Origin of the sequence: Chryseobacterium sp., from assembly GCF_008014695.1 — a bacterium.
Classification (GTDB): Bacteria; Bacteroidota; Bacteroidia; order Flavobacteriales; family Weeksellaceae; genus Kaistella.
Genome location: NZ_VOXE01000004.1, coordinates 54,470 through 80,514, shown reverse-complemented (window position 1 = coordinate 80,514; position 26,045 = coordinate 54,470). Strand labels below are relative to the sequence as shown.

Annotated in this window: 23 protein-coding genes and 1 pseudogene; 14 read left to right on the top strand and 10 right to left on the bottom strand. The window is 36.9% G+C overall.

What is annotated here, in order from left to right; genetic code table 11:
• Positions 1 to 3: 3 nt before the first annotated feature.
• Positions 4 to 2,511, top strand: a complete 2,508-nt coding sequence (locus tag FUA25_RS11305) for a M1 family metallopeptidase (RefSeq protein WP_147757034.1) — start codon at positions 4 to 6, stop codon at positions 2,509 to 2,511.
• A gap of 571 nt (positions 2,512 to 3,082) precedes the next feature.
• On the opposite strand, the gene FUA25_RS11300 is transcribed toward FUA25_RS11305, so the two are convergent.
• The 5 genes from FUA25_RS11300 to FUA25_RS11280 form a co-directional block, all read right to left on the bottom strand.
• Entirely contained in the window at positions 3,083 to 3,721 is a 639-nt protein-coding gene (locus tag FUA25_RS11300) for a hypothetical protein (protein WP_147757033.1), read from the bottom strand.
• 62 nt (positions 3,722 to 3,783) lie between these two features.
• The gene (locus tag FUA25_RS11295; protein ID WP_147757032.1) at positions 3,784 to 4,797 is read right to left on the bottom strand and encodes a hypothetical protein; all 1,014 of its coding nucleotides are present in this window, start codon (positions 4,795 to 4,797) and stop codon (positions 3,784 to 3,786) included.
• Between the two features lie 435 nt (positions 4,798 to 5,232).
• On the bottom strand, positions 5,233 to 7,683 hold the full coding sequence (locus tag FUA25_RS11290; RefSeq protein WP_147757031.1) for a fibronectin type III domain-containing protein: 2,451 nt from the start codon (positions 7,681 to 7,683) through the stop codon (positions 5,233 to 5,235).
• Between the two features lie 414 nt (positions 7,684 to 8,097).
• A complete protein-coding gene (locus FUA25_RS11285) occupies positions 8,098 to 8,793 on the bottom strand; it encodes an ABC transporter ATP-binding protein (RefSeq protein ID WP_147757030.1) in 696 nt (231 codons plus the stop codon).
• Positions 8,794 to 8,860: 67 nt separating this feature from the next.
• Positions 8,861 to 9,382, bottom strand: a complete 522-nt coding sequence (locus tag FUA25_RS11280; RefSeq protein WP_147757029.1) for a hypothetical protein — start codon at positions 9,380 to 9,382, stop codon at positions 8,861 to 8,863.
• A 768-nt stretch (positions 9,383 to 10,150) separates the two neighbouring features.
• Here FUA25_RS11280 and FUA25_RS11275 point away from each other — a divergent pair.
• From FUA25_RS11275 to FUA25_RS11220, 13 genes are all read left to right on the top strand, one after another.
• Positions 10,151 to 10,819, top strand: coding sequence for a phosphatase PAP2 family protein (locus tag FUA25_RS11275; protein WP_147757028.1), 669 nt, complete (start codon positions 10,151 to 10,153; stop codon positions 10,817 to 10,819).
• Positions 10,820 to 10,932: 113 nt separating this feature from the next.
• The gene (locus tag FUA25_RS11270) at positions 10,933 to 11,307 is read left to right on the top strand and encodes a YkvA family protein (protein WP_147757027.1); all 375 of its coding nucleotides are present in this window, start codon (positions 10,933 to 10,935) and stop codon (positions 11,305 to 11,307) included.
• 405 nt (positions 11,308 to 11,712) lie between these two features.
• Positions 11,713 to 12,270 carry a helix-turn-helix domain-containing protein gene (locus tag FUA25_RS11265; protein WP_147757026.1) on the top strand — a complete coding sequence of 186 codons (558 nt, stop codon included), beginning with the start codon at positions 11,713 to 11,715 and terminating at the stop codon, positions 12,268 to 12,270.
• Between the two features lie 508 nt (positions 12,271 to 12,778).
• Positions 12,779 to 13,156, top strand: coding sequence for an HYC_CC_PP family protein (locus tag FUA25_RS11260; protein WP_410493478.1), 378 nt, complete (start codon positions 12,779 to 12,781; stop codon positions 13,154 to 13,156).
• A gap of 93 nt (positions 13,157 to 13,249) precedes the next feature.
• Entirely contained in the window at positions 13,250 to 13,720 is a 471-nt protein-coding gene (locus tag FUA25_RS11255; RefSeq protein WP_147757024.1) for a DUF3347 domain-containing protein, read from the top strand.
• A gap of 292 nt (positions 13,721 to 14,012) precedes the next feature.
• Positions 14,013 to 14,585: a DUF3347 domain-containing protein gene (locus tag FUA25_RS11250; protein ID WP_147757023.1), complete on the top strand. Its 573-nt coding sequence runs from the start codon at positions 14,013 to 14,015 to the stop codon at positions 14,583 to 14,585.
• A 1-nt stretch (position 14,586) separates the two neighbouring features.
• On the top strand, positions 14,587 to 15,039 hold the full coding sequence (locus FUA25_RS11245) for a heme-binding domain-containing protein (RefSeq protein ID WP_147757022.1): 453 nt from the start codon (positions 14,587 to 14,589) through the stop codon (positions 15,037 to 15,039).
• A 19-nt stretch (positions 15,040 to 15,058) separates the two neighbouring features.
• Complete coding sequence (locus tag FUA25_RS11240; RefSeq protein WP_147757021.1) at positions 15,059 to 15,619, top strand: DUF3347 domain-containing protein; 561 nt, start codon at positions 15,059 to 15,061, stop codon at positions 15,617 to 15,619.
• Positions 15,620 to 15,765: 146 nt separating this feature from the next.
• The gene (locus tag FUA25_RS13270) at positions 15,766 to 15,903 is read left to right on the top strand and encodes a hypothetical protein (protein ID WP_185146701.1); all 138 of its coding nucleotides are present in this window, start codon (positions 15,766 to 15,768) and stop codon (positions 15,901 to 15,903) included.
• A gap of 522 nt (positions 15,904 to 16,425) precedes the next feature.
• Entirely contained in the window at positions 16,426 to 18,930 is a 2,505-nt protein-coding gene (locus tag FUA25_RS11235; RefSeq protein WP_147757020.1) for a heavy metal translocating P-type ATPase, read from the top strand.
• Between the two features lie 10 nt (positions 18,931 to 18,940).
• A complete protein-coding gene (locus tag FUA25_RS11230; RefSeq protein WP_147757019.1) occupies positions 18,941 to 19,423 on the top strand; it encodes a DUF305 domain-containing protein in 483 nt (160 codons plus the stop codon).
• Positions 19,413 to 21,755 (top strand): multicopper oxidase domain-containing protein, encoded by a 2,343-nt coding sequence (locus FUA25_RS11225; RefSeq protein ID WP_147757018.1) that lies wholly within the window; start codon positions 19,413 to 19,415, stop codon positions 21,753 to 21,755. Before FUA25_RS11230 ends, FUA25_RS11225 begins: the two co-directional genes overlap by 11 nt.
• 278 nt (positions 21,756 to 22,033) lie before the next feature.
• A complete protein-coding gene (locus FUA25_RS11220) occupies positions 22,034 to 22,282 on the top strand; it encodes a (2Fe-2S) ferredoxin domain-containing protein (protein WP_147757017.1) in 249 nt (82 codons plus the stop codon).
• A 226-nt stretch (positions 22,283 to 22,508) separates the two neighbouring features.
• On the opposite strand, the gene arsB is transcribed toward FUA25_RS11220, so the two are convergent.
• The 5 genes and pseudogenes from arsB to FUA25_RS13485 all read right to left on the bottom strand — a co-directional run bounded on the left by arsB (position 22,509) and on the right by FUA25_RS13485 (position 25,489).
• Positions 22,509 to 23,555: an ACR3 family arsenite efflux transporter gene (gene arsB / locus FUA25_RS11215; RefSeq protein WP_147757016.1), complete on the bottom strand. Its 1,047-nt coding sequence runs from the start codon at positions 23,553 to 23,555 to the stop codon at positions 22,509 to 22,511.
• 3 nt (positions 23,556 to 23,558) lie between these two features.
• The gene (locus tag FUA25_RS11210; RefSeq protein WP_147757015.1) at positions 23,559 to 24,191 is read right to left on the bottom strand and encodes a protein-tyrosine-phosphatase; all 633 of its coding nucleotides are present in this window, start codon (positions 24,189 to 24,191) and stop codon (positions 23,559 to 23,561) included.
• A 14-nt stretch (positions 24,192 to 24,205) separates the two neighbouring features.
• Positions 24,206 to 24,673, bottom strand: coding sequence for a DUF6428 family protein (locus FUA25_RS11205; protein ID WP_076387908.1), 468 nt, complete (start codon positions 24,671 to 24,673; stop codon positions 24,206 to 24,208).
• A gap of 48 nt (positions 24,674 to 24,721) precedes the next feature.
• Positions 24,722 to 25,054, bottom strand: coding sequence for an ArsR/SmtB family transcription factor (locus tag FUA25_RS11200; protein ID WP_147757014.1), 333 nt, complete (start codon positions 25,052 to 25,054; stop codon positions 24,722 to 24,724).
• A 94-nt stretch (positions 25,055 to 25,148) separates the two neighbouring features.
• Positions 25,149 to 25,489, bottom strand: a pseudogene (locus tag FUA25_RS13485) (phosphatidylserine decarboxylase).
• Positions 25,490 to 26,045 lie beyond the last annotated feature (556 nt).

The window sequence follows — 26,045 nt, the reverse complement described above, 5'->3', positions numbered from 1 at the left end:
TTTATGAAAAAACTGATCATTTCCATTGGTTTGCTCGGGATTCTCTTCACCGGGAATGTCTTTGCCCAGACGGAAACTTCCGGCAGAACAGAATACAGACTGACGCACCAGAAATCTACCGAACTCAAGCATACGAAACTCAAAGTAAACTTCGATTATGCAAAAGAACAGATGAACGGAGAGGAGTGGCTCACGGCAGCTCCTTACTTCTATCCGTCGGATTCTCTTGTTCTGGATGCGAAAGCCATGCTCATCCACGAAGTGGCACTGGATAAAAACGGTACCAAAACGCCTCTGAAATATGAGTATAAGGGCGATAAATTAACGATCAGTTTAGACAAAACCTATAACCGCAACCAGGATTATACCGTATACATCAAATACACAGCCCGTCCGAATGAGGTGAAGACGCAGGGCAGCGCTGCGATAACGGAAGCCAAAGGCCTCTATTTCGTCAATGCACAGGGAAAAGATGCCGACAAGCCCACCCAGATCTGGACGCAGGGTGAAACTGAAGCCAGTTCGGCATGGTTCCCGACGGTAGACAAACCGAATCAGAAGACCACTGAGGAAATCTACATGACCGTTCCCGACAAATACGTGACCTTATCAAACGGAATCATGAAATCCTCCACAAAAGAAGCCAACGGAATGCGGACCGATCATTGGGTTATGGACAAAAAACATGCGCCGTACCTCTTCTTTATGGGAGTCGGCGATTATGCCGTGGTAAAGGACAAATGGAGAAATATTCCCGTGGATTATTATGTGGAAAAGGAATACGAACCGTACGCCAAACAGATTTTCGGGAATACGCCGGAAATGATGGAATTCTTCTCGAAAAAACTCAACTACGATTATCCTTGGGCTAAATATGCGCAGATCACCGCCCGCGATTATGTCTCCGGTGCCATGGAAAATACTACGGCGACCCTTCATCAGCAGTCGGCACAGCAGAAACCCGGCGACCTCATCGATGAAAACAAATGGGAAGACGTGATATCCCATGAACTTTTTCACCACTGGTTCGGGGATCTGGTGACGGCGGAAAGCTGGAGCAACCTGACCGTGAACGAATCGTTCGCGAATTATTCAGAATACCTCTGGAACGAATACAAATACGGAAAAGATTTCGCCGATTATACATTGATGAAAGCGGCGGAAGGTTATTTCCGCGACCCTTCAAACGTGTCGAAAGACCTCGTACGGTTCAATTACCATTCGCAGGAAGACATGTTCGACGGGGTTTCCTACAACAAAGGCGGCTCCACGCTGCACATGCTCCGCAATTATCTCGGCGATGATGCCTTTTTTGCGGGTCTTAACGATTATCTGAAAACCAACGAATACGGAACCGGTGAAGCACAGCAGCTTCGGCTTTCCCTCGAGAAAGTATCCGGAAAAGACCTGACGTGGTTCTTCAACCAGTGGTATTACGGCAGCGGCCACCCGAAAGTCTCTTCCACAATGACATTCGAACCGGTGAAAAAACAGGTGACGGTAACGGTGAGCCAAGACCAGGTGGGTGCCAGTTTCCAGTTTCCTCTGGCGATTGATGTGTATGAGAACGGCAAGGCTTCGCGTAAAAACGTGTGGGTGAGTGCAAAGGAAAAAAACACCTTCACGTTTCCGGTTTCCAAAAACCCTGAGCTGGTGAATATTAATGCAGACGGTGTTTTGTTGGGTGAATTCACCGATACCAAAACTCCGGAACAGTACGCGATGCAGTACACCGGGTCCAAAGAATTTCTGAGCCGCTACAGAGCCGTGGAAAATGCGGCCGAGAGCGCTGCTAAAAGCCCGGTTTCCCTGAAAACTCTGGTGGCTGCTCTGAAGGATCCAAACTTTAGAATTCGCATGAAAGCATTAAGCGGTCTGGATTTGTCGAAATCCGACCAGGCAAAGTCTGCTCTGGCTGAGGTGGAGAAAATGGCCGCAAACGATCCGAAAACACTCGTCCAGGGTGCGGCGATCTCGGCTTTGGCGAAGACAAAAGATAAAAAATACCTGCCTCTTTTTGAAAAAGGCATGAACGCCGTATCCAATTCCGTAAAAGCGAGTTCCCTGACCGGAATTTCAGCGTTGGATCCTGCAAGAGTCGTAGCATTGGCTGACAAGATCGATCTTGAAGGTGCAAGCGATGACTTGATTGCTGAACTGTTGCCGGTAATCGTGAAAAATAAGATTGAAAAGCAGATGCCCGCGATAGCGTCAACTGCGGCGTTCTATCCGTTCCTGAAGTTCCAGAATCCCGAACTGGGAAGTGCTGCAGAAGAAGGCTTCAACTGGATTATGAATTCCGACAACCTGAAGGCGACGGAAAATGTAACGAAAGTGCTGACTCAGGTAAAAAGCCAGATCGGAGAAAACCCACAGGCGAAAATGATGATCGTGCAGATCCTGAAAGACGGCCTCGCAAAGAAAATGGCAGTACTAAAAGCCAATCCATCGAGCCCGACCATCAATCAGCAGGTTGATCTGATCAACAAAGCGATTGAGGCATATAAATAATTGGATATTTACTAAATCAGAAGGCTGTTCCGGAAGGAGCAGCTTTTTTTGAGTTGAGTATTTAAGGGTAACTCAAATGCCACAGAACAAAGTCAGGAGACTTTTCGCAGCGGAATAGATACTATGTACAATGTCGTTATATAAACAAATAGGCTAATAAGTAAATAATTGGTCCTACTAAAAACAGTCAGTGGAAGCAAAAAAAATAAAATGTAAATTACATAATTTATAAACTTATTATTATTCAATCTGCGACCGAAGACGCAATAAATTAGAGGAAAAAAAATATAGATTACAACGATGCCAATCCAGACACCGAGATTTGGGGTCAGTACATTTTTCTTGCTAAAAATTTCATTCCCTGAACAACAAGACATTTTAGTGCATCTATATTTAAAATTAATAGAGCAAAATAAAATAGTTTGTACATTTTTTGAAATTAATTAAAAAACCTCACATGATTTCACAAATTTTCTTGAGGTCAATCTGCTTTACTTTTATCAAATATAGAAATTTATTTCGCGTATGGTTAGGGGTCTTTCGCGGCGTGGGGAGCAGCTGTATTTAGGGTTTATAAAACAATTTCTTCATTGTTATATTTAAATGGAATTCCCATTTCACGATAAAGTTTCCATTTATCATTTTCCTTTTTATAAAACAATACCGCTCTTCCTCCATCACTCTTTTTCTTTGCATCAGGTTTTTGTACCAGAATAACCATGGCTTTATCTTCAAAATAATAGATCCTTGATATTTTGAAACCACCAATGTAATTTTCAGATTTCATCAAAGGGGAGGTTTTGTCTATCTTGATAAGATGCTCTTTATTATGAAGTTTTGTAAACTCAAATTTTACAGGCTTTGTGGTGGGAATTGTACGGTAAAATTGATTTTCCCGCATTACAGAGTTTATAAAATGGTGTTCCTTAAAAACAAACAATGAGTCATCTAAACTATAATAATAATCACTTTTAAAAGTCTGGTTTAAATACATGTCCAGTTGTTTCTTATTGTACTCTTTACTTCCCTTTACGAGGTTTTTCAAAGAAATATCGTTTTCTGTATCATCAACAGTAATCCGGTTTTCAACAACATCCTGCAATATTTTATAGTCATCGTCATTCAATTTGCCTGAGTCACAACTGGTAAACACATAAAATGCACAGAAGGATAATAATACAGATATAAATATGCGTTTGCTTTTTTTCATAAAAGGTAATTAAATGGGAGTGCTTGTGTATATTCTCAGAAAGCTTTCATTATATTATCTCCTCACTCCGTTCTGTTTCTTAAAATTGTATTGAAGTCGTTGATGAATTGCTGCTCTCCAAAGATATCTGGAGGATATTTATTGATGTCAATTAAGATATTCCCGTTTTTATCATCAATCAAAAGCAAAACCGGTTGAGATTTTTTAACCCCATTGGGGTCGATATTTGTTTGGACTAACCATGTTCTGCCTGCATATTTTTTAATATTTATTGCTGTTTCGTTAATACGGTTTTTTGTTAATATTTCAATAATCTGATTTTCATTTAGAATAAACCCATCATTTTTGGGATATAAAATTGAATCTTTAATTTTATAATATTCATTTACCATTTCGTCATTCACATTTTTGAGTTCAAAATCATAAGTCGTGACAATAGCTTTTTTTGTGCTGTCTGCGACAAGGACAGAAATAAAAGGATCCCCAGTAAACATTAGTTCATATTCCCAAAAAGAACCAGAAGGCGTAATATGTTTACTAATGAATAACTTTCCCCCATTTCTTCCTGTCCTCATTTTCGTTGTTTGTGGAGTAATGTTGTTTTCTTCTAAAATTTTTATAAAACCTTCCAGATTCATTTTAAACAAAGCATCACCCAAACCTACTGAAGGAACTGCCTTATACTTATTAAATATTAAATATCGTTCACTGGATATTCTGTCAAAAAAGGTTTGTTTTCTTTTTGCTAAAACCCCTTTTTTTGTATAATAATCAGCAGTTTGCCAATCCAGGAGTACATAACTGATGCACCTCTGAAGAGGCACCGTATATTTGCTGCTGCCGGAAGAGCGCACAATTAAATAATTTTCTCTGCTAAATTGATTTACCAGTCCTTTATAGTAATACCAGTTCAATGAATCTTCATTTTTAATCGCCAGTTTCTTTATTTTCTGAGACAAAGCAGGTTTCTTTTCAAAAAGAGGTGCATTAATTGAATCAATGATACGTGCACATTTATTTTCTTGTGAAAAACAAAAAATGCTGATATGCATGAATATAAATAGAAAGGTTCTCATTTTAAAAATTTTAGATGATTAGCTTTGCACCAAGTTCCTAAACTAATTAGCGATTTGTGGTGACCAGTTTACTTTTCAACTTCTTGTGTGTTTTCCCAGGATAATATTCATCGAACATCCACCTCTTATTTCTTCTCTGTTAGTTTTAAAGCCTTTTTACACTGCTATTCCGTAAGAAGACCAACGCGAATACGCTGTATTTTTCCTGATCTGGGATTAATTTCCAATTCCCAACTTCGCCAATCGATATAAAAATTCACTCAAACCTTCCGCGTAGTCACTCCGCTTTGCTTAATCAAATATAGAAATTTATTTCGCGTGAGTCAGAAGCGTTTTGAAAAAGGCCGCGGGTATTTCTGATCTTCCCTCATGGTGATCAAACAAAGAAGGCTGCTCTTTCGAACAGCCTTCATTTTAGAGGTCAATTAATTTGACTTACTTTTTCACGGTCTTCATGATTTTTGTGCTGCCGTCTTTAAATTCAAGTTTCAGGAAGTAAATGCCTGCCTGCAGATCACCCAGGTGAAGCTGCACTTCAGGTTTTAAAGATTTCACCGTTCTGCCGGATGCATCTATCACGGTAATTCCATTCAGTTCCCGTGCGTTACGGATGTTCAGTACATCACTGAACGGATTCGGGTAAAGCTGGATTTGTTCTTTCGTTCCGGCCTCGGAAGTGCCGAGGGAAGAATCGTAGGCGGAGATTTTAAACTGCCCGGCTGTTGAATTGGAGTAGTTCCATATCGCGATCAGGAGAGTAGCCCCCGGAGTTTGTCCTGTTAAGCTGTACTTTGAGAAATTTCCGTCTGTAGAAGAATCGTCATCACAGCCTATTTGGGTAAGGGCTCCGCACGAGCCTGTAAAGATACTCAGTACGGTATCGGTTACGGTAGATCCCGAAACCGAATTGGTTTCAATTGTAAGATTTCCGCTTGCAGGAACCGTTACGGAATACCAAACTTCATTGAAAGCTGTAGCCTGACAGGAGTGCGTGGCACTGGTGTCGGATGTTGGAGTAGCACCAAGATTGTTCGCCGTTTGCATATTTTGGGCGAATGAACCTCCCGGAATAAGCTGAATTGGCGTTGCGCAGTTGTCATTGCCAGGAGTAGTGGCAAAACATGAGGAATTCGACCACGGACTCTTGTCCGTAGAGCTGCAGGAAGACCGAACCCACAGGCAATATCCGGTTCCGGGAGTTAAACCGGCGAGGGTAAATGTATTTAAATTGATACCGGTAAAAAGTGGTGCGGTAGCTGCAGTTGGGGCAGCCGACCCTGTTGGTGCATAATAGATTTCGTAAACCGGAGCCGGGACTGTTGCCGAAGGAGTCCAGGTGAAATCTGCAGAAGTGGCCTGTACGTTGGAGGAGGTGAGACCTGTTGGTTCCAGACACGTTGGAATGTTTTCAACAATGATATTGTCTATATAAATACCCCTAAATGTTCCGCCCATTCCGTGTTTAAAAGCCAGATATGCATCTGATCCCGCAGGAATATTTACTGTATAAGGTGCGAAAGTGGTGGTAAGTGATATTACAGAACCTACTGCAGTAAAAGTATTGGCATCTGCAGAATTGCTCAACGTTCCCAACTGGAGCGTGTAACCTGCTGTGCCCGCCCGGGCACTGAAACGTACTCTCTTACTACCGTCTGATAAACCCGCCGTCTGGGGGGAAACCAGCATGTGACTTCCGGTGGTGGCTGAAGAATTATAAAGGTAATAACTGTTTGGAGTGGTGGAAGAAGACCCACTGCTCACATATCCATAACCCGCAAATCCTGCTGTTTCCAGATACGACCAGCAAGCCGGTGCATTGTTATTGGTGGATGAACCAACAGAAGTGGTATCGAAATTTTCGGTATATGGGGCATTAAAAATGCCGCAGAGTGTAGTGAACTGGGTTCCGATACTTCCCCAAGGTCCCGGCGTTCCACAGTTAGACCGAATCCATACATAGTAGGTGGTATTAGAAGCCAGAGACGATAAAGTGGTTGAAGTTCCGGTAACGCCGGTTAGGGTAGCGGGGGTAGCATCAGTCGGCATCACATTCGTAGTGTTGTAATACACTTCATAGCTGGACGGTGTGCCTGTTGTAGGGGGCGTCCATGCAATCTGGGCCGAATTTACGGTTGGTGCTGACGCAACTAGAGCAGAAGGAGGCGCACACGTAACGACAGCATCAGCAGAAAATCCAAAAACATTCGCGACACCGGTTCCGGTTGCCGTTTTGGTTAGGGTGACACTCTGGATCAGTTTGGCCTGATTGGCCACATCAAGCGTAAGGGTATTCTGATAAAGACGAGGGTTGGTTCCGCTTCCGCTCTCCAGCACATCAGTAGTCCTTAAAACCCTTCCAAATCCCTGGATGGCGAAATTGGTGCCGTTGTACCAGTCTGATATGGCGACACCGGTGAAGGTTTGGGAACTGGCATCGGTAAAATTAACCACTACATCCAGAGTGGCCGTACCGCTGCCACTGGTTGAAAGCATGTAGAGTTTATAAGCGCGGGCCGGCGATGCAAATGTAAGTGTTCCGTTATTACCGGCTGCAGCAAGCCGCAGTGAATTGTTTCCACTGTAGGAGGCGAGTTGATAAGGCAAATTCGGCGTGGCTGCAACAGCAGAATTAAACTGCCCGGTAAGCGGAAGCCCGTAAGTAAGATCCGGACTGGCTGCAGTGGGTTTAAAATCCCTTGAGACAAAATTGTAGTTAACGCCATCCACATCCATCGTGGTAGAGGAAGCAGACGGACCTGTCCCGTTTGCAATAACATCGGCATTAAAGCCTGACTGGATTGGCCATGCTTGAAAAACCTGTGCATTCATGCTACAGAATCCCAAAACAAAAGCGAATGATAGCCCTTTGAGTAGTTTTTGATTCATAAAATAGAGTTTTTGGTTAAAATGTTTACGAATATACTCTATTTATGAACCATATTTTACAAATGCCGAAAAATTTAATATTGTTTTTTTATAAGATATTGCATGAGGCGTCTGCTGAAGGTATTTTGCCTTCAATCCAGTATAAGCCAAAAAGTTAGCTTTATATATGGTGCTATTCAATCTATAGGTTAAAAAGAATGAAGGACGAAATAATTTGTAATTTTTATAGCCTGCGAAGGATGAAAATGGGGGAATCCATCTTTTTTACTTAATTAGCATCCTGATAAATCGAATCCTGTATAATCAATTGTGGCGTATCAATTCATTTAACCAGAATGCTGTTCCGGAATTGGAATGCTCCAAAAAGTCAGACACTTTTTAGGGGCAGCTTTTTTTTGTTCTTTATCTGAAAATCTAGGCGGTGTAGCTCGTAAAGGCTTCTTCAAGGCTTTCAAATTTGCCCTTAAATTCTTCCACCGGGGAATCCTGAATAATATTGCCGTTGTGGATGAGGATAACCCTCGTACACAGCGCTTCCACTTCCTGCATAATGTGCGTGGAAAGAATGACCGTTTTTTCTTTTCCGATTTCTTTGATGACGTTCCGGATTTCAATGATTTGGTTCGGATCCAGTCCGTTTGTGGGTTCATCAAGTATGAGAAGGTCAGGAGAGTGAAGGATCGCCTGCGCCAAATCGACACGCTGTTTGTATCCTTTTGAAAGTTGGGAGATTTTCTTGGATTTTTCCGGCGTAATGCCCACGAGTTCGATGACTTCATCAACCCGTCCTTTTTCGATTTTATGCAGGTCGGCGACGTAAGAAAGGTATTCTTTTACAAACATTTCCGGATAGAGCGGATTATTTTCCGGCAGAAAACCGATGTTTTTCTTGCTAAGGATCTCATGTTCAGAGATATCGTTCCCGTTGAACACGATCTGGCCCTCATCAATTTTCAGTACCCCGGTAATGGATTTCATTAAAGTGGATTTTCCGGCGCCGTTGGGTCCCAGAAGTCCAATGATTTCGTTCCTGTCTATAGTGAGGTTAATGTCGTTCAGCGCGGTCTGTTCGCCGAACTTCTTTGTTAAACCGATGATTTGAAGAGCCATATTTGAAATGATTTATGCAAAAATAAAAAACCCACTCAAAAGAATGGGTTTTTATTTGAAAGAAGATTTATTTTTTATTTTTTGGAACTGTTTTTTTAGTGGTAGATGGGCCAGACTGCAAAAGCTTTGCAGTGCTTTGAGCCGAATTTGCCTTTTTACCAAAAATTTTATCGACCTGTTTTTTAGTCAGGAAATGGGTTTTCCCGATCATTTTTTTATTCTTGTTGATGTAATGGATGAATTGCACGGTGATCTGGCCGTAGTTGATTTCATAATGAAGGTCCAGAATATCGTTTGGAAGCTCCAGCGTTACATCTGAAGCCGGCATATCTATAAAGCCTTCTGAAATCAGGTTGTATAGTCCCTCGAAATCCTTATTCACATCCAGAAATGAAAAATTCCTGAAGGTATTCAGGTTACTGGTATTGATGTCCTGATAATTGAAGGTGTATTTGTTCTGTTTTTTATAAAGTCCGACAGAATTGTCTTTTCCCACTTCCACGAGTGACTCGTTTTTCACCACTTTAATCTGGGCAAAAGTAAGCAGTGAGAAAAAGAAGGCGAACAGAAATATTGTTTTTTTCATCATTGATTGTATTTGGTAGAACGGATCTTTTGGAGAAGCGCTCTACAAAAATAAGTTTTTTTTTAATATCGGCGCGGGAAGTTCCGGCTAAGTTCTTCATCTCATCTCAAAAAGAAATCCCGCAACTTGCCTGTTGTCAGGAAATTTGCGGGATAGTGACCCAGACTGGATTATCTTCAAACACTTTTATAGAAGACTTGGTTCGATTGAGTCAGATTAAACAAGAGTTCAAAAGTCATTATTCCAGTGAATGTTTTATTAATAAGGATTTACCCCAGTAGCAATATACTTTCAAAAATCAGGAAGAAAAGTAATTCGCACATTAGTTCTTTATTTGGCTTTGATGTTTTTGCGTCAGAATTGAAGTCCAACTCTGACGATAAAACTTATATGAATAAACCGTTCAATTTACCATGTCACAGCTTAGAAAATTCAATATGCTCGGGGAATTGATTAGCCGCGTAAGCGATTGAAATTAAATTTTTTGGAACAGACATTGATAGATTTCTGGATTATTACCGGCAAATTTCAAAAAAGTGTAGAAAAAGTTCCGGGAAAGGGCACAAATGCATCAGCCTTTGGCGATTGCGGTGATTGGTGGATTTCTAGTTGCTTTGTCTTTATTGTTTTACATCGTTACTAAATATAATAAATTTTAAAGAAACAGATCCAAAAACGAACTGATAAGTTAACAAGAACTTCTTTAAAGTTTAGCGTTTGTGCTTCGGAAAACATTCTATTTTTTGATAAAAAAAATCACAAGAAATTAAAATGAAATATACGCAGGTCCTGAAAAATTATGTCAAAGATTCTTCCAAATATTTACTGATCTCGATTGCTTTTTTTATAATTTCATTAGTGGTTTTTTTTGCCATTACAGATGAAATTGTTTTAGAAAAAGAAGGTGCATTTGATGAAACAATTTTTTTATTTTTCAAAAATTTCATCGTTCATCAGAGATTAAATCAATTGATGCTGTCCATCACAAATTTTTCTGCGCCAGAATTAATGATTTACGTATTTCCCATTGTCGTGGGTGCATTTTTTATATTTAAGAAAAAAAGAGAGTCTGTATTTCTTTTCATTTCAGGAGGTGGAGGTTTGTTGCTATTATCAGCATTTAAGAAAATGTTTGAAAGGACAAGACCGCCATATCCACTATTATATGCGGAAACAGGTTTTAGTTTCCCCAGTGGGCACACTACATTCAGTTTTATATTTTATGGGGCGATCGCTTATTTGGTGTGGGTTTCAGACATTCCAAAGTATTTAAAATTTGCAATGATATTATTTTTAATTCTACTGTCATTGTTCATTGGTATTAGCAGAATTTATTTGAGAGTTCACTTTCCAAGTGATGTAATTGCCAGCTTTGCATTAGGCTACAGTTGGCTTTTTCTAATAATATTTATTTCCAGGAAGTGGTTTCCAATAAAATAAATTAAAGAGGTGAAATAAATAAAAAGGATGATGATAATACAGGGATCCGAGGAATTCATTCTACATTAAAATGAAAGATCTCACGATCCAGTTTGCTTAAATTTAAAAAACAGATGCAGCTTTTAAAAAAAATAAAAGAAAAAGCCAATAAACTCAAGACCGAACTCGTCGTTCTGCATTTGGCTTACCAACATCCAGAAACTCCTTGGATACCCAAAGCACTGATTGTTTTAATAATCGGTTACGCTTTGAGTCCGATAGATTTAATCCCGGATTTTATACCCATAATCGGTTTGCTTGATGATCTGATTTTATTGCCCCTCGGAATTTATTGGACCGTAAAATTAATACCAAAAAACATTATTACGGAAAGCACAATTAAAGCAGTAACATACAACTGGGACAATGATAAAAATCTGAAAGCAGGTTTTATCATCGTAATGGTTTGGTGTGTAATTCTCTGTTTTACAATTTCAAAATTTATTTGAGGAAAAACAGGTCTTAGATTGTATTTAGAAAACTGCAGGTTTCATTAAATGTTTAAAAAACATTAAAGTTTTTCATAACACATAAAAATTCTGATTCTCCACAGATTGGCTTGGCATATTTGTATCAGAGATTGCAACAAATTCAATCCAAAAAATAAAAATATATCACAATGAAAAAGCCAATAGTTATACTGTCAATGATTTTCGTCCCTAGAGAAGGAACCATCACTACCCAAAAAAGTGAACAAAGACGGTTGTAACTCCAACGCTCGGACCTGATGGTACTGGTGTCGGTCATGTGTGTCGGGTCATGATATGTAAAGCTTTCATCAACTTAATACATTCATAATCAACGTGGAGTCAGATTACAAAAATAGTAAAATTAAAAACCATTAAAAAACCAATATGAAAACAACTTTATATATAAAAAATATGGTGTGCGACCGCTGTAATTCGGCGGTGATGCGAGAACTAAATGCTTTAGGCTACCAGATAGATTCTTTAGAATTAGGGCAAGTTGTATTGGATCAGGATACTCCAGTTGAGTTTACTAAACTGGAAAAGATTCTCCAAGAACTTGGCTTTGAACTCTTGATCGAGGAAACGGATGTCTTAGTAGAAAAGATAAAAACAGCAATTATTAATAAAGTTGAAAATCAAGACCATTCCAACCTTTCTACTTATTTAAGTTCGACTTTTAGTAAATCTTATCCTGTCCTGAGTAAATTATTTAGTTCAAAGGAAGGTATTTCCATCGAAAAATACAGGATTAATCTACAGATGGAAAAAGTAAAAGAAATGATCCAGTTAGGAGAATTGAATTTTTCAGAAATTGCCTATAGTTTAGATTATAACAATAGTGGACATTTGGCGAAACAGTTTAAAAATGAAACAGGTATGTCTATGACGGAATTTAAAAATCTTCGGAAGTGGGACAGAAGATCCATAGATGATATTGTGTAAGTAATAAACCGAATTATACCAAGGGATGGTAATTTGATATTCTACATTTGTATAGTAAGAAATAACTAACCGCAGACTTAAACATTTAAATTTCAAGGGTTTCCCTTTTAAGTAATGTAAAAATATCTGCATATCAATTTTACCAAGTAGATTTTGTTCTTAACAAAAGTAAATCTTGGAGGTAATAAAACCCAAGTTGCAATGAGCATCTAGGCTCCGACATTCGTCAGTAAACTTTTACGAAGAAATATACATTAGAGAAGAGATGATGTTATAATTCGAATTCGAAAGTTCTCTTCATAATTGATAGAATAAATTATTGTTCTCCACAATTCTATCAGCGGTCTTTTAATCGTGACATCATTGGTAGGACAATTTTGTATGAGTTCAATTGTTGTCTCAATATTTTGAAGCACACCCATTTAAAATAAACGAAGAGGAATTATACCAATAAATTTTTTAATTGTATAAATGCTTTTATTGTCATTTTGTATCTTTGTACAGTCTTATGAAAAAATATCTTGCCATAATGTTCACAGTCTTCTATTTCGGATTTTCATCCGGAATGGTTTACAATGTTCATTATTGTATGAATAAAGTTTCTACCTCATTTTCAACTTCCTCTGGTACTTGCGGAATATGTGGTAAAAGCAAAAAGAAAGACTGCTGCAAAGATCAGATTAAAGTTTTAAAAACGGATGTCGCTCAAAAGGCAGATATTTCATTTATTACGGATGCACCTTTTGTAGCCATCATTCCACAACTATTCTATGCAGATTTCTTAGCACCTGTATTAGAACGAAATCAGTTTTCAGTTCTGGTAAATGCGCCACCTGATAAGGCAGAATTGCCACTCTTCATTTCTTACTGTAATTTTAGAATTTAGAATAAAAACATCATTTTTCTTTTGAAGAATGGTTATTTAGCGTGTCCAGTTTTTTGGACTTTTCTTTATTTAAAACAATCTAAAATTATTACAATGAAAAAATTAATTTTCACCGCATTATTCTCAATATTTTCAATTTTAAATTTAACAGCGCAAACGACGGATATTTCAATTTCTAAATTGTACCAGAACTATATAAACATCAAAGATGCTTTGGTAACAGACAATTCAGACGCCGCCTCAAAAGCAGCGAACGAATTTATAAAATCTGCTTCGATGGTAGATTACAAAGTTTTGTCGGAAGGGAATCTGGACGTTCTACGAAAAGATGCTTCTACCATTGCTGAAAGCAGAAGTATAGAAACACAACGGGAATCTTTTGCAAAATTATCTGCAAATATGATTGCAGTTGCGAAAAATTTCAAGTTAGCAGATTCTTCTGTTTTTATTCTTTATTGCCCAATGCAGGACGCGTCGTGGTTAAGCGCGCAAAAAGAAGTTAAAAATCCTTTTTACGGCAGTGCTATGCTTACTTGTGGAAGCATGAAATCAGAATTAAAATAGTTCACATAAAGTCTTGTTTGCAACTTTATTAAAAATTTATTTATTCAATTCTTAATTTAAAGTAGAATTATTTTATCCTTAATGAGTTGTTCTACTTTAATAAAAGAATACCATTTTTAAGCAAATTTCTGATTTTAAATTCACCAAGTCAAAACATCACTGCTTCAATTTAAGCATCTTAAAATTATTAAATCCCAACCGAATTGTATCAATCTTCAACCAAATTATTATATGAAAAAAAGTGTTCTTGTATTAATTTTACAGATGAAATAAATACATTAAATATTAAAAAATGACAAATTTAAAAATTATAGCAACAGTTGCTACGGTATTTATAGTAAGTTTTACCGCCTTTTCCTGCAATGAAAATAAATCTTCTAAAGAAACCACAATGGACCACACCATGATGAAGTCTAGCGCAGCAGCAACAAATGGTACGCAATCCGCAAGTGCGAAACAGGTTTTAGCAGATTACATGTCGATTAAAGACGCATTAGTAGCAACCAATAAAGAAGATGCAGCAAAAGCCGGAATTGCTATGGGTACAGCACTGAACAGTTTTGATATGAGCACTTACACAGAGCAACAGCAAAAAACATTACGAGACATTATTGTAGATGCAAAAGAACACGCAGAACATATTTCTATGAGTGAAATTGATCACCAGCGGGAACATTTCAAAGCACTATCAAAAGACGTTACAGATATGATCGCAATAACAGGTGCAGAAGCCAAAGTTTACCAAATGTCCTGCCCAATGTATGATGGAGGAAGTAACTGGTTAAGTTCAAGCAGAGAAGTGAGAAATCCTTACTATGGTGATAAAATGATTGATTGTGGAAAAATGGAAAAGGAATTAAACTAGAATGAAAATTTTCAAGATCATAGCAGTGGTTTTATTAATCGCATTTGTTGGAATACAATTTCTTCCAAAACAAATTAATGAAAGCCAGACCACTTCAAAAGCCGACTTTTTGATGGTTAATAAGGTTCCGGCAAATATCAAGAATAAGTTGCAGACCTCCTGCTATGATTGCCACAGTAATAATACCAATTATCCATGGTACAGCAAGATTCAGCCGGTTGCAAAGTTTTTGAAAAACCATGTTATTGATGGAAAAAAAGAACTGAATTTCAGTGAGTGGGATTCTTTATCTGTAAGGAGGAAAAAAAGCAAACTGAAAGCAATAGTTAATCAGATCAAAGATGATGAAATGCCTTTGAATTCTTACACCATTATTCACAGAGATGCAAAGTTTACAAAAGCTGAAAAGCAGGAAATGATAGAATGGATGACACAAAAAAGAGACAGTTTATAAAATTTAAAAAAAAAATAAAATGAAAAATTTAAAATTAACTATAGCTACAGTAATGTTATTTGCTATTTCTATTGCAAACGCGCAACAGAAAAGTAAAATGCATCACAGTAAAATGGGTGTGAAAATGAGTAATGGTAAAATGATGTCTATGAAAAGCGATGCAAAAGCAGAGGCTATTTTGGGCGATTATTTTAGTTTAAAAGATGCTTTGGTAGGAGACGACAGTAAGAAAGCAGGAGCGGCAGGCGCTAAACTCGCCGTTTCGTTAAAGGCTTTCAATGCTTTAAAATATTCTGCAGCGAATAAAAAAGAATTGGCAGATATTATAGATGATGCCACAGAACACGCGGAACACATTTCAAAAAGCCCGATCGATCATCAACGTGAGCACTTTAAAACATTAAGCAAAGACATTTCAGATTTGGTTGCAATTACTGGAACTAAAGTAAAATTATACGAGCAATTTTGCCCAATGTATCAAAAAGGAAGCACTTGGTTGAGTAAAAGTAACGACGTTAAGAATCCATTTTATGGCAGCAAAATGCTTACATGTGGTAAAGTGCAGAGAACAATTCAATAAAAATCAATTATTTTGAAATTTGTTCTTTTTTAAATAAAAAAAGAAAGCGCAGATTTACCAGAAGAATATTTAAGTCCTGTTGAGAGAAGAGGTGATAATTTAATTAAACGAACCTCTTCTCTTTGTTAGGCACAAAAAAAATCATTATGAAAGATTGTTGCAAAACAGGAAATGAAGATGAACAGAAAAAAAGTGGTTTGAAAAAATGGTTCAACCACGGTTTATACGCATTCATCGGTGCAATTATTATCGGTGTTCTCGCATTGCAGATTTTTGGAAAGTAAATTCATAAAAACACGATTACAGGCTTGAAAAATTGCTCAAATCAATAGGAATAAAGAATAGGAAAGATATCTTTTAAAGTTACATTGGACGAAGAATGATTGAAAACGACACAAAAACTATTGAAGAAATTTTCTTGGACCAATTCTCAGCAATGCAGAAAAGGATTTAATTGTAAAATTTTAAGTATCAATCTTAGAAATCTTATAAAATGAAACAAAAAGTAGAAATATCAGGAATGTCTTGTGAAGGTTGTGTAATAGCGTGAAAAATGCACTTTCAAACCTTGAGAAAGTAGAATTTGTAGAAGTAACACTCAATCCACCTACTGCCATTATAACAAGTGAATTGACTTACACTGAAAACGAATTGTCAAAAGTATTAGCAAGTGCCGGCGATTACTCAATCGCAGAGAACGACCTGGATAAAAAGTCACCAAAATCTGATGGTTCTTGTTGCTGTTAAAATATTAAAATCAAAAGTGATTTATAGATAAAAATATAAATTTTCCGTAATAAAAAACTATGAAACATACTTACCAGATATTAGGAATGACCTGTGATGGATGCCGAAAACACGTAGAAGAAACCCTTTCAAAAATTGAAGGCGTTTCAAAAGTATCGGTTGATCTAGCAAAACAAGAAGCAGTTATCGAAACAAACGGCCATTTACAAATCGAAAAATATCAGGAAGCCTTAAAACAAGATGGTGGAACATACAGCATTCATAATGTAGGTGATCTGCCAAAAGCAGAGGCAGAAACCAGGAAAAAAGAAATTAAAAAAGAAAAAGGCAACGGAACTTTCTACTGCCCAATGCACTGCGAAGGGGAGAAAACCTACGATAAAGCGGGCGATTGTCCGGTCTGCGGAATGGATCTGGTAGAAGAACAAAAATTAAGCAGCTCGAATTCGGAACAATGGACATGTCCTATGCATCCTCAAATTATTAGAGATGAACCCGGAGCATGTCCGATTTGTGGAATGGATCTGGTGCCGATGGAACATGATATTTCTGCGGAAGAAAAGACCTATAAAAAATTATTAAGAAAATTATGGATTGCCGCTGGATTCACTTTACCCATTTTTTTAATGGCGATGAGTGAAATGATTCCTAACAATCCATTATATAATTTGATGGAGCAAAAATACTGGAACTGGGTTCAGTTTGCACTATCGATTCCAGTTGTTTTTTATGCAACGTGGATGTTTTTTGAACGTGCCTATAAAAGTATTAAAACCTGGAATCTTAACATGTTTACGTTGATAGGAATAGGCGCTGGAGCCGCTTTTCTTTTCAGTGTTTTTGGAATGTTTTTTCCAGATATTTTCCCAAAACAATTTAAAACCCATACCGGAGCAGTTCATGTTTATTTTGAAGCCGCCACGGTGATTTTAACTTTAGTCTTATTAGGACAAGTATTGGAAGCCAGAGCGCACAGTAAAACAAATTCCGCGGTTAAAGAATTATTAAAACTGGCACCAAACCGAGCTATCAGAGTTAAAGACGGAGTTGAAGAAGAAGTAACCATTGAACAAATAGTGATCGGTGACATTCTTCGTGTAAAACCAGGCGAAAAAATTCCCGTGGATGGTGCAATTACAGAGGGTGAAACTTCTGTAGATGAATCCATGATCACAGGTGAACCAATTCCCGTAACCAAAACAATAGACGACCAAGTAAGCAGCGGAACCATCAACGGTAATCAATCCTTTTTAATGAAAGCAGAGAAAGTGGGCTCAGATACGTTACTTTCTCAAATTGTGGAAATGGTGAATAATGCCAGTCGCAGTCGTGCCCCAATTCAAAAATTAGCAGATACCGTTTCGGGTTATTTTGTGCCAATTGTTGTACTAATTTCTGTTATTACTTTCATCGTATGGGCAATATTTGGTCCACAACCGGTTTATGTTTATGCTTTTGTAAATGCGATTGCAGTTCTTATTATAGCATGTCCATGTGCTTTAGGATTAGCAACACCAATGTCTGTAATGGTCGGTGTTGGAAAAGGTGCCCAAAATGGGGTGCTAATTAAAAACGCGGAAGCTTTAGAAAAAATGGATAAGGTAGATACTTTGATCATTGATAAAACAGGAACTATTACCGAAGGAAAACCAACCGTTGAAAAAATAGGAGTTTTCGGAGATCAATTTACAGAAAAAGAGGTTTTACAATTCATTGTTTCTTTAAATAAAATGAGTGAACATCCATTAGCAGATGCTACTGTAAAGTATGGAAAAGAACAAAATATAGAAATTATTAATGCTGAAAATTTTAGTGCAGTTACCGGCAAAGGTGTTGAAGGGAAAGTCAACGGCAAAAAAGTAGATTTAGGAAATGCCAAGATGATGGAATATGCCCAGGCTGAAATTACCTCTGAAATGGAAACTGAAGCCCAGAATTTTCAGAAACAGGGAAAAACTGTTTCCTATTTATCTGTAGATGGAAAAGTTGCCGGATATGTAGTGATTGGTGACAAAATAAAACCAACCAGTGCAAAAGCAATTAAGGCATTAATGGAAAAAGGGATTGATGTGATTATGCTCACCGGTGACAATCATGATACTGCTCAAGCGGTTGCGAAAGAACTTAATCTTGTCCATTTTAAAGCCGGAATGTTACCTGAAAATAAACTGCTTGAAGTAGAAAAACTTCAGAAAAGTGGAAAAATAGTGGCGATGGCGGGAGACGGAATTAATGATGCACCTGCTTTGGCTAAAAGCGATGTCGGTATTGCGATGGGAACCGGAACCGATGTCGCGATCGAAAGCGCAATGATTACATTGGTACAAGGCGATCTTCACGGAATTGTAAAAGCAAGAAACTTAAGTGATGCCGTGATGAAAAATATCAAGCAAAATTTATTTTTCGCTTTGGGTTATAACATTTTAGGAATTCCAATTGCAGCGGGCGTTTTGTTCCCTGTCTTCGGAATCCTTTTATCCCCTATGATTGCAGCCTTGGCAATGAGTTTTAGCTCCGTATCAGTAATCGGCAATTCATTACGTTTAAAAAACATTAAAATTTAAAAATAAAATAATGGAAAATTCAATGGACCACTCAAAAAGTAACGTGTACACCAAATTTGTTTTAATGCTTGCTGCCTCATTTGTAGCGATGTACATTACCATGTATCTCAATACCTATGAACTGGATCATGTTTATTTCAGCATGACCAGATTTTATATGGTATGTCTTGGAATCTCTGCTATGGCTTTGATCATGTTCTTTTTTATGCGAAAAATGTATCAAAATAAGCAGAAAAACCTTGGGATAATAGTGGGGAGTGTCGGTTTGTTTTTTGCGGCGCTAGGTTTGGTTCGCGCGCAAAGTCCTGTCATAGGTGATGTTCTTTGGATGAAAGGAATGATTCCTCACCATTCGATTGCTATTTTAACAAGTGAAAGAGCGGATATTAAAGATCCTGAAGTAAAAAAATTAGCACAAAGCATCATTTCTGCGCAGAGAAAAGAAATAGAAGAAATGAAAACAATGATTAAAAGATTAGAGAATGAAAAATAAAATACCCAGCTTTTTAAAATTATGCACGTTTCTTTTTCTGGTCGTGTCGGTTCAGGGATTTTCTCAGGACCACAACATGCACATGGAGAAAAAAGAGACTGCAAAAGAAGATGGCAGTGGCAAAATTTCTTTTGGAGGTAAAACAGTTCGTTATGATCTCTTTGTAAAAGACTCGCTCGTAAATTTCACCGGAAAACCAGCCAGAGCAATTGCCATCAATGGCAAATTAATGGCGCCAACTTTATATTTTACAGAAGGCGACACGGCTGAAATTTATCTGCATAATCAGTTAAAGGAAAATACTGGACTTCACTGGCACGGTGTTATTCTACCCAATGAAATGGACGGTGTTCCTTATTTAACTACGAAAGAAGTGAAACCTGGTGAAACGCATCTTTACAAATTCCGTATTTCTCAAAATGGTACTTATTGGTATCATTCTCATGAGGGAACTCAGGAACAGATCGGGATGAATGGTGTTTTGGTTTTTAATAAAAGAGATAGTCAGCCAAGTAAAAAGTTCGCGGCAGACATTCCGGTGATTTTGGGAGAGTGGACCGATGAAAACCCAAAACAGATCATGCGAAGATTGCACATGGATCGTGGAGATTATTGGGCCATAAAAAAAGGTACTGTTCAGAGTTATTCTGAAGCCATCGGAAAAGGACATTTCGGAACCAAATTGCTTAATGAGTGGAAAAGAATGGAAGCCATGGACGTGAGTGACGTTTACTACAATAATTTCCTAATTAATGGACAAATTTCTTCTAACTACAAAAACTTAAAAGCCGGAGATAAAGTGAGGCTTCGAGTAGCAAATGGCGCCTCTTCCTCTTATTTTTGGTTAAATTATGGCGGTGGAAAAATCACCGTTATTGGAACTGATGGTAATGAGGTAGAACCTGTGGATGTTGACCGTTTAATTGTGGGCGTTTCCGAATCTTATGATATTGAAGTTACTGTTCCGGAAAATAAAAGTTTTGAATTTCGTGCAACTTCGGAAGACCGGCAAGGTTATGCCTCACTTTATTTAGGAGACGGCGCAAAAGTGGATGCGCCAAACTTACCGAAACTGATGCTGTTTGAAGGCATGAAGATGATGAACGATATGATGTTAATGAGCGGCGACATGAAGCCGATGAGCATGACGATGGGTAACCAGGTGATGGATATGAATGAAGTAATGTATCCGGAATTGTCAGAAAGCCAGCGCATGAAAACCATGCATCACATGATGGAAATGATGGGAACGAAATCTGACATTAAAATGGATGATGGTAAAATGAACATGGATCACAGCGACCATGACATGGGAACTTCAGATGAAAAACCAATCAAGCGTCTTAACTATAATATGTTAAAATCTCCCTTCAAAACTATTTTGCCCAATGATAATGTAAAGGATTTAATGTTTACTTTGGAAGGCAACATGCGTAATTATCTCTGGACATTAGATAATAAAACGGTCGCTGAAAGTGATAAAATTTTAATTAAAAAAGGTCAGGTCGTGAGAATTACCATGTACAATAATTCCATGATGCGACATCCAATGCATCTTCACGGTCATGATTTCCGCGTAGTGAACGCTAAAGGGGAATATGCACCTTTAAAAAATGTAATTGACATTGCACCGATGGAAACTGTGACGATAGAATTTGCCGCAAATCAGGACGGAGACTGGTTTTTCCACTGTCATATTTTATATCACATGATGAGTGGAATGGGAAGAGTTTTCAATTATGAAAATTCAGCACCCAATCCACAATTACCGGATAAAGAAGCTTCATACCAAAAGTTCCTAAGCAAAAACCGAATGATCAATACCACAGCAATGTTGGATGTAGCATCTAATAAATTTCATTTTGAAAACATGACGATGTTAGGAGCAAGATGGTTGAATGTGAATGAATTACACAGTAATTATGATTTTACACATTACGAAGGAAGTGTAAAAGTGGGTCGGTTTTTAGGAAAATACCAATGGGCGATGCCTTATGTCGGTTTTAGAAGTAACAAAAATCATGATATGGCAAAAACCTGGTTCGGGCAAAATGTAATGCCGCAGAATCAAAATGTAGCCATTGCCGGAGTTCGCTACCTTCTTCCATTCTTGGTGATGGCCGATGCAAACATAGACCATAATGGAAAAGTACGTTTGGAATTAGGCCGAGAAGGAATTCCAATTTCACCCAGAATTCGTGGAAATTTTGCCGTTAATTCAGACAAAGAATTTGATTTTGGCTTAAAATATATCCTTCAAAAATGGGTTTCAGTTTCCACAAATTACGACAGTGAATATGGATTTGGAGCGGGTTTAACCTTCATGTATTAGATAAAAAATATCCAATAAAATTTTTAAATCCGTCTCCTTTTTAAAGTGGGACGGATTTTATTTTTAATGTTTTTCTATTACTTAAACAATTATAAAAATATGAAGCCTTGCGGTGAAGTAAAAATTGGGTGCAAAATTGTTATTAAGACGCTATGAACACTTTTGAGGGCATTAATTATATTATAAACTTAAAAAAAATTGCAAACAGAGCGCTTATACATTACAACCGACAAATTAATCTAAATGACTAAAAATCAATTACAATAAACAATAACACTATGGAAGATTCTAACAACAGCAAGCCCATTATTTATTGGTGTAATGGCGTAAATTGTAGGAAGAAAAAGGGGAAACTTTTAGATTTCTATGTAAAGAAATATAATCTGAAAAATATAATCGAAATTGAAAAAATGGATTGTAATAATAGATGCCAACAAGCTCCCGTTCTTCATCTTCATCCCGAAGATATATGGTTTTCGGAGAAAGATTTGGGAACAATCATCAAAAGGAATATTTTAAATAAATAAAATTTTCACATCTTTTTTTCCAAGAGACTTAATTTACCGTATGAAGATCTCAATTCCTGAAGGTGATGCTGAACAATTGTCGTCTGTGAATGGTAATGCTTTGAGCTTGTGGACTCCAGTTGTATAATTAATTCATTATAGATTGGCCTTTAATAGCGGTTTATTCTTTTTCTGAAATAGAAAATTTATTTACTGATGATGATGCAATTCTTTAAACTCTGCAGACCTAAATATTATTTTTTATGAAATATTTTTGCCGTAACCAAAAGGAAACCCGAACCAATAAAATCAGTGCTGGAACTTCGACTAAAGGACCAATCACTCCTGCAAACGCTTGCCCAGAATTCAATCCGAAAACTGCAATCGCTACTGCAATCGCTAACTCAAAATTATTCCCTGCTGCTGTAAATGCTACCGCTGTCGTTTTATCATATTCTGCTCCTGATGCTTTGGTAACGAAAAATCCAATGATAAACATTACCGTAAAGTAAGTAAGCAAAGGAACAGCTATAATCACAACGTCCATTGGTATTTTCACAATCAATTCTCCTTTTAGCGAGAACATTACTACAATGGTAAATAAAAGCGCAATTAAAGTTATGGGCGAAATTGTCGGAATGAATTTGTTGGTATACCATTCTTCGCCTTTTATTTTTACTAAAATAAGTCTGCTTAAAATTCCCATTACAAACGGAATACCTAAATAAATGGCGACACTTTCTGCAATAGTTCCGATTGAAATATCCACAATTGCACCATCAAAACCGAAATACGGAGGTAGAACTGTGATAAAAATCCAGGCATAAAAACTATAGGCAAAAACTTGAAAAATAGTATTTAAAGCGACTAAACCTGATCCATATTCGCTACTTCCTTCTGCAAGGTCGTTCCAAACCAAGACCATTGCTATGCAACGAGCCAAACCAATTAAAATAAGACCAACCATATATTCGGGATAATCTCGCAAAAATGTAATTGCTAAAACAAACATTAAAACGGGACCAATTATCCAATTAAGAATGAGCGAAATAGAAAGGATTTTTGTGTTTCTGAAAACCTTTGGCAATAATGAATAATTGACTTTTGCCAATGGTGGATACATCATCAAAATCAAACCGATTGCAATCGGAATATTTGTAGTTCCGCTACTAAATGAATTGATGATGTTTGGAAATGTTGGAATAAAATACCCAAGTCCAACTCCTATTGCCATTGCGACAAATATCCAAAGCGTTAGATTTCTATTTAGAAAACTTAATTTTTTTGAAGCCATTTTTTATGAATTTATTTGAGAGAAAACGTAAAACATTTCAGTTGCTATTTGCAGACTTCTTTCATTGTACTTTTCTGCTTGTTGTGGTGTATCGTCAAATACTTTTGGGTCTTCAAAAGTGATAGGAATTCGTTTTTCTGCGCCAAACACAATTGGGCAGGCTTCATTTGCAGAATCACAAGTAAGAACTGCACAAAAACCAGATTTTGGGTTAAAATCATCATTCAATTTCTTTGAAAATCCAATTATTGGATGCTCGTTATCTGCATATTTAATGGAATAAACAGGATTATCATTTTTAGAAATTGTGTTTATCTGAAAACCTGAATTTTGCAAAGTTTCTGCAACCATTGGAAAAAGTGCGGTTGCTTCTGTTCCGCCCGAATAACAAAATACGTTTCTGATATTGAAGTAGTTTGCCATTGTTTGCGCCCAAACTTGTGATAAATGACTTCTTCGTGAATTGTGAGTGCAGATAAAGTTGATACGGATTTCTTGATTTTTTGAAACCTCTGCCCAAATAAAATCAGTTAGCGGTTGTAAAACTGCTTTACGTTCGCTTGAAATGGTATGAGGTTTTAATTCTTTGATTAAATTTTGTATTTCTAAAAATAGAGTTCGCTTTGTTGTCTTCATTTTTTTGATTTTTTTTAGCAACAACCACTTCCGGGTGCACAAGAAGTTGCAGTTTGAATTTCAGATAAAATCTTTTTAGGTTTTTCAGCGTGAATGCCACATTGGTCTTTAGCCAAACAATCAGTTTGTTTAGATGTCAATAAGAAATGTTGCCCGTCAAAATCAAGTCCGAATTTTCCAATTGTATCCGCTTGGTATTCTACTTCGATTTCTAAATCTGCTATTTTTAAAACTTTTTCCGAAAGTTCAATGATGTTCAACAACTTTTCTGGATGCAATCTGTGGTCGTAATCATTTGCATTCCATAGTTGGAAATTTACGACTTCTTCTTTTCTTTCAGTTCCACCACAATCGATAAAATGTTTTGTGATTTTACCGACTTCTGTAACGTGAAAGTGATTTGGTACTAATTCTCCGTTTGGTAATTGAAAACCTATAGTTTCCAGTTCTTTTAATACTGATTTTACTTGTGATAATTTCATAACTTTATTCGTTTATTGCGATTATATGATCAATACATTCAAATTTTTTTAACAGCAATCTTGGCTTTCGGTTAAGTCTTGGTCTAGAAATTCAGTCATTACAGTTTTCATTGCTAACCAATTTTCATTATTAATACAGTAGCAAACACTTGTTCCTTCCACGGTTCCTTTGATCAAACCTAAAATTTTTAGTTCTTTTAAATGTTGCGAAATTGTTGGTTGGGCCAATCCAATTTCGTTTACCAGATCTCCGCAAATGCAAGCATTAATTTTAAACAAATGTTGTAAAATCGCTACTCTTGCAGGATGTCCGAATACTTTCGCAAATAATGCAATTTTATTTTGCTCTTCCGTAAACTTTTCTGTTTTTGAACTTCCCATTATGTTTTATTAATTGCAATATTACGATTAATGTAAATAAGAGCAAAATAAAATTTAGAGGAATATTTTTTATACTTCAAATAAATGGAGTTTTTTAAAATTTTTCTCCAATTCTTTCACCCATTTTTATTGTAGTTTCAAGACCTTTCGAGGTATTAACCAATAAATCATGATCGATTTTAATTTTGTTTTTCTCAAATAAAAGGACAACTGTCGAACCGCCAAATTTAAAATAACCTTTTTCTTCCCTTTTTTTAAATTCGTACCTTGATAAGTTTGAATCATACTTCCAACCATTGTTGCCCCAACTTCGATCATGACAACATTGCCAAAAACCGGACTTTTTATAACGCAGTACTCGCGCTTATTCAGCCAGAAGATTTCTGCTTTTTCACGCAGAGCCAAAGGACTTACCGAGTAGTAATTACCGTCAATTTTAATATTTGAACTTGCTGTGATTCCACTTACCGGAAAATGTGTTGGTCAGAATCCGAATGCGATTTCTCACTATCATAATGATTTTTCACAAAACCTAAAAATGAAAGAGAGTGTTCTTTCTTATTCGTACTATGCTTTACAAAATGCTGTATCAAGTTTGGAAATTTCAACATTTCACCCAATTCTGTATTGGCACACAGAAAAATAAGTAGAAATGATATCGAAATTATTTTCTTCAAGATTGTAAAAGAACAGATTTATGATAGAAGATGAAATAATATCAGGTGATTTTTTAGAATTTATTGAAGGATTTACTCTTTTTCGGATTGTCGAAAAATCAAGAATAATATAATTTCCGGTAGCAATTTTTTATTTAACTTTGCAAAGGTGAAGATTTTCAACTACATATTAACAGTTTATTTAGCAGTCTTGTTTAGTATGCCTTGTTCTGATAATGAACAAAGCACTTTTGAGGTGGCTACTACTAAAATTGAAAATGCGAAGGAAAACCATTCACAAAAACATAAAGACGATTCTTGTTCATCATTTTGCT

What these genes read in the sequence shown, in the direction of transcription:
- FUA25_RS11285 (WP_147757030.1), bottom strand. Translation starts at nt 8,793, where the DNA reads ATGGCTCTTCAAATCATCGGTTTAACAAAGAAGTTCGGCGAACAGACC.
- FUA25_RS11245 (WP_147757022.1), top strand. Translation starts at nt 14,587, where the DNA reads ATGAAAATTTTCAAGATCATAGCAGTGGTTTTATTAATCGCATTTGTT.
- FUA25_RS11295 (WP_147757032.1), bottom strand. Translation starts at nt 4,797, where the DNA reads ATGAGAACCTTTCTATTTATATTCATGCATATCAGCATTTTTTGTTTT.
- FUA25_RS11275 (WP_147757028.1), top strand. Translation starts at nt 10,151, where the DNA reads ATGAAATATACGCAGGTCCTGAAAAATTATGTCAAAGATTCTTCCAAA.
- FUA25_RS11210 (WP_147757015.1), bottom strand. Translation starts at nt 24,191, where the DNA reads ATGAAGACAACAAAGCGAACTCTATTTTTAGAAATACAAAATTTAATC.
- FUA25_RS11200 (WP_147757014.1), bottom strand. Translation starts at nt 25,054, where the DNA reads ATGGGAAGTTCAAAAACAGAAAAGTTTACGGAAGAGCAAAATAAAATT.
- arsB (WP_147757016.1), bottom strand. Translation starts at nt 23,555, where the DNA reads ATGGCTTCAAAAAAATTAAGTTTTCTAAATAGAAATCTAACGCTTTGG.
- FUA25_RS11305 (WP_147757034.1), top strand. Translation starts at nt 4, where the DNA reads ATGAAAAAACTGATCATTTCCATTGGTTTGCTCGGGATTCTCTTCACC.
- FUA25_RS11235 (WP_147757020.1), top strand. Translation starts at nt 16,426, where the DNA reads ATGAAACATACTTACCAGATATTAGGAATGACCTGTGATGGATGCCGA.
- FUA25_RS11205 (WP_076387908.1), bottom strand. Translation starts at nt 24,673, where the DNA reads ATGAAATTATCACAAGTAAAATCAGTATTAAAAGAACTGGAAACTATA.
- FUA25_RS11220 (WP_147757017.1), top strand. Translation starts at nt 22,034, where the DNA reads ATGGAAGATTCTAACAACAGCAAGCCCATTATTTATTGGTGTAATGGC.
- FUA25_RS11265 (WP_147757026.1), top strand. Translation starts at nt 11,713, where the DNA reads ATGAAAACAACTTTATATATAAAAAATATGGTGTGCGACCGCTGTAAT.
- FUA25_RS13270 (WP_185146701.1), top strand. Translation starts at nt 15,766, where the DNA reads ATGAAAGATTGTTGCAAAACAGGAAATGAAGATGAACAGAAAAAAAGT.
- FUA25_RS11260 (WP_410493478.1), top strand. Translation starts at nt 12,779, where the DNA reads ATGAAAAAATATCTTGCCATAATGTTCACAGTCTTCTATTTCGGATTT.
- FUA25_RS11255 (WP_147757024.1), top strand. Translation starts at nt 13,250, where the DNA reads ATGAAAAAATTAATTTTCACCGCATTATTCTCAATATTTTCAATTTTA.
- FUA25_RS11280 (WP_147757029.1), bottom strand. Translation starts at nt 9,382, where the DNA reads ATGATGAAAAAAACAATATTTCTGTTCGCCTTCTTTTTCTCACTGCTT.
- FUA25_RS11225 (WP_147757018.1), top strand. Translation starts at nt 19,413, where the DNA reads ATGAAAAATAAAATACCCAGCTTTTTAAAATTATGCACGTTTCTTTTT.
- FUA25_RS11240 (WP_147757021.1), top strand. Translation starts at nt 15,059, where the DNA reads ATGAAAAATTTAAAATTAACTATAGCTACAGTAATGTTATTTGCTATT.
- FUA25_RS11270 (WP_147757027.1), top strand. Translation starts at nt 10,933, where the DNA reads ATGCAGCTTTTAAAAAAAATAAAAGAAAAAGCCAATAAACTCAAGACC.
- FUA25_RS11290 (WP_147757031.1), bottom strand. Translation starts at nt 7,683, where the DNA reads ATGAATCAAAAACTACTCAAAGGGCTATCATTCGCTTTTGTTTTGGGA.
- FUA25_RS11250 (WP_147757023.1), top strand. Translation starts at nt 14,013, where the DNA reads ATGACAAATTTAAAAATTATAGCAACAGTTGCTACGGTATTTATAGTA.
- FUA25_RS11300 (WP_147757033.1), bottom strand. Translation starts at nt 3,721, where the DNA reads ATGAAAAAAAGCAAACGCATATTTATATCTGTATTATTATCCTTCTGT.
- FUA25_RS11230 (WP_147757019.1), top strand. Translation starts at nt 18,941, where the DNA reads ATGGAAAATTCAATGGACCACTCAAAAAGTAACGTGTACACCAAATTT.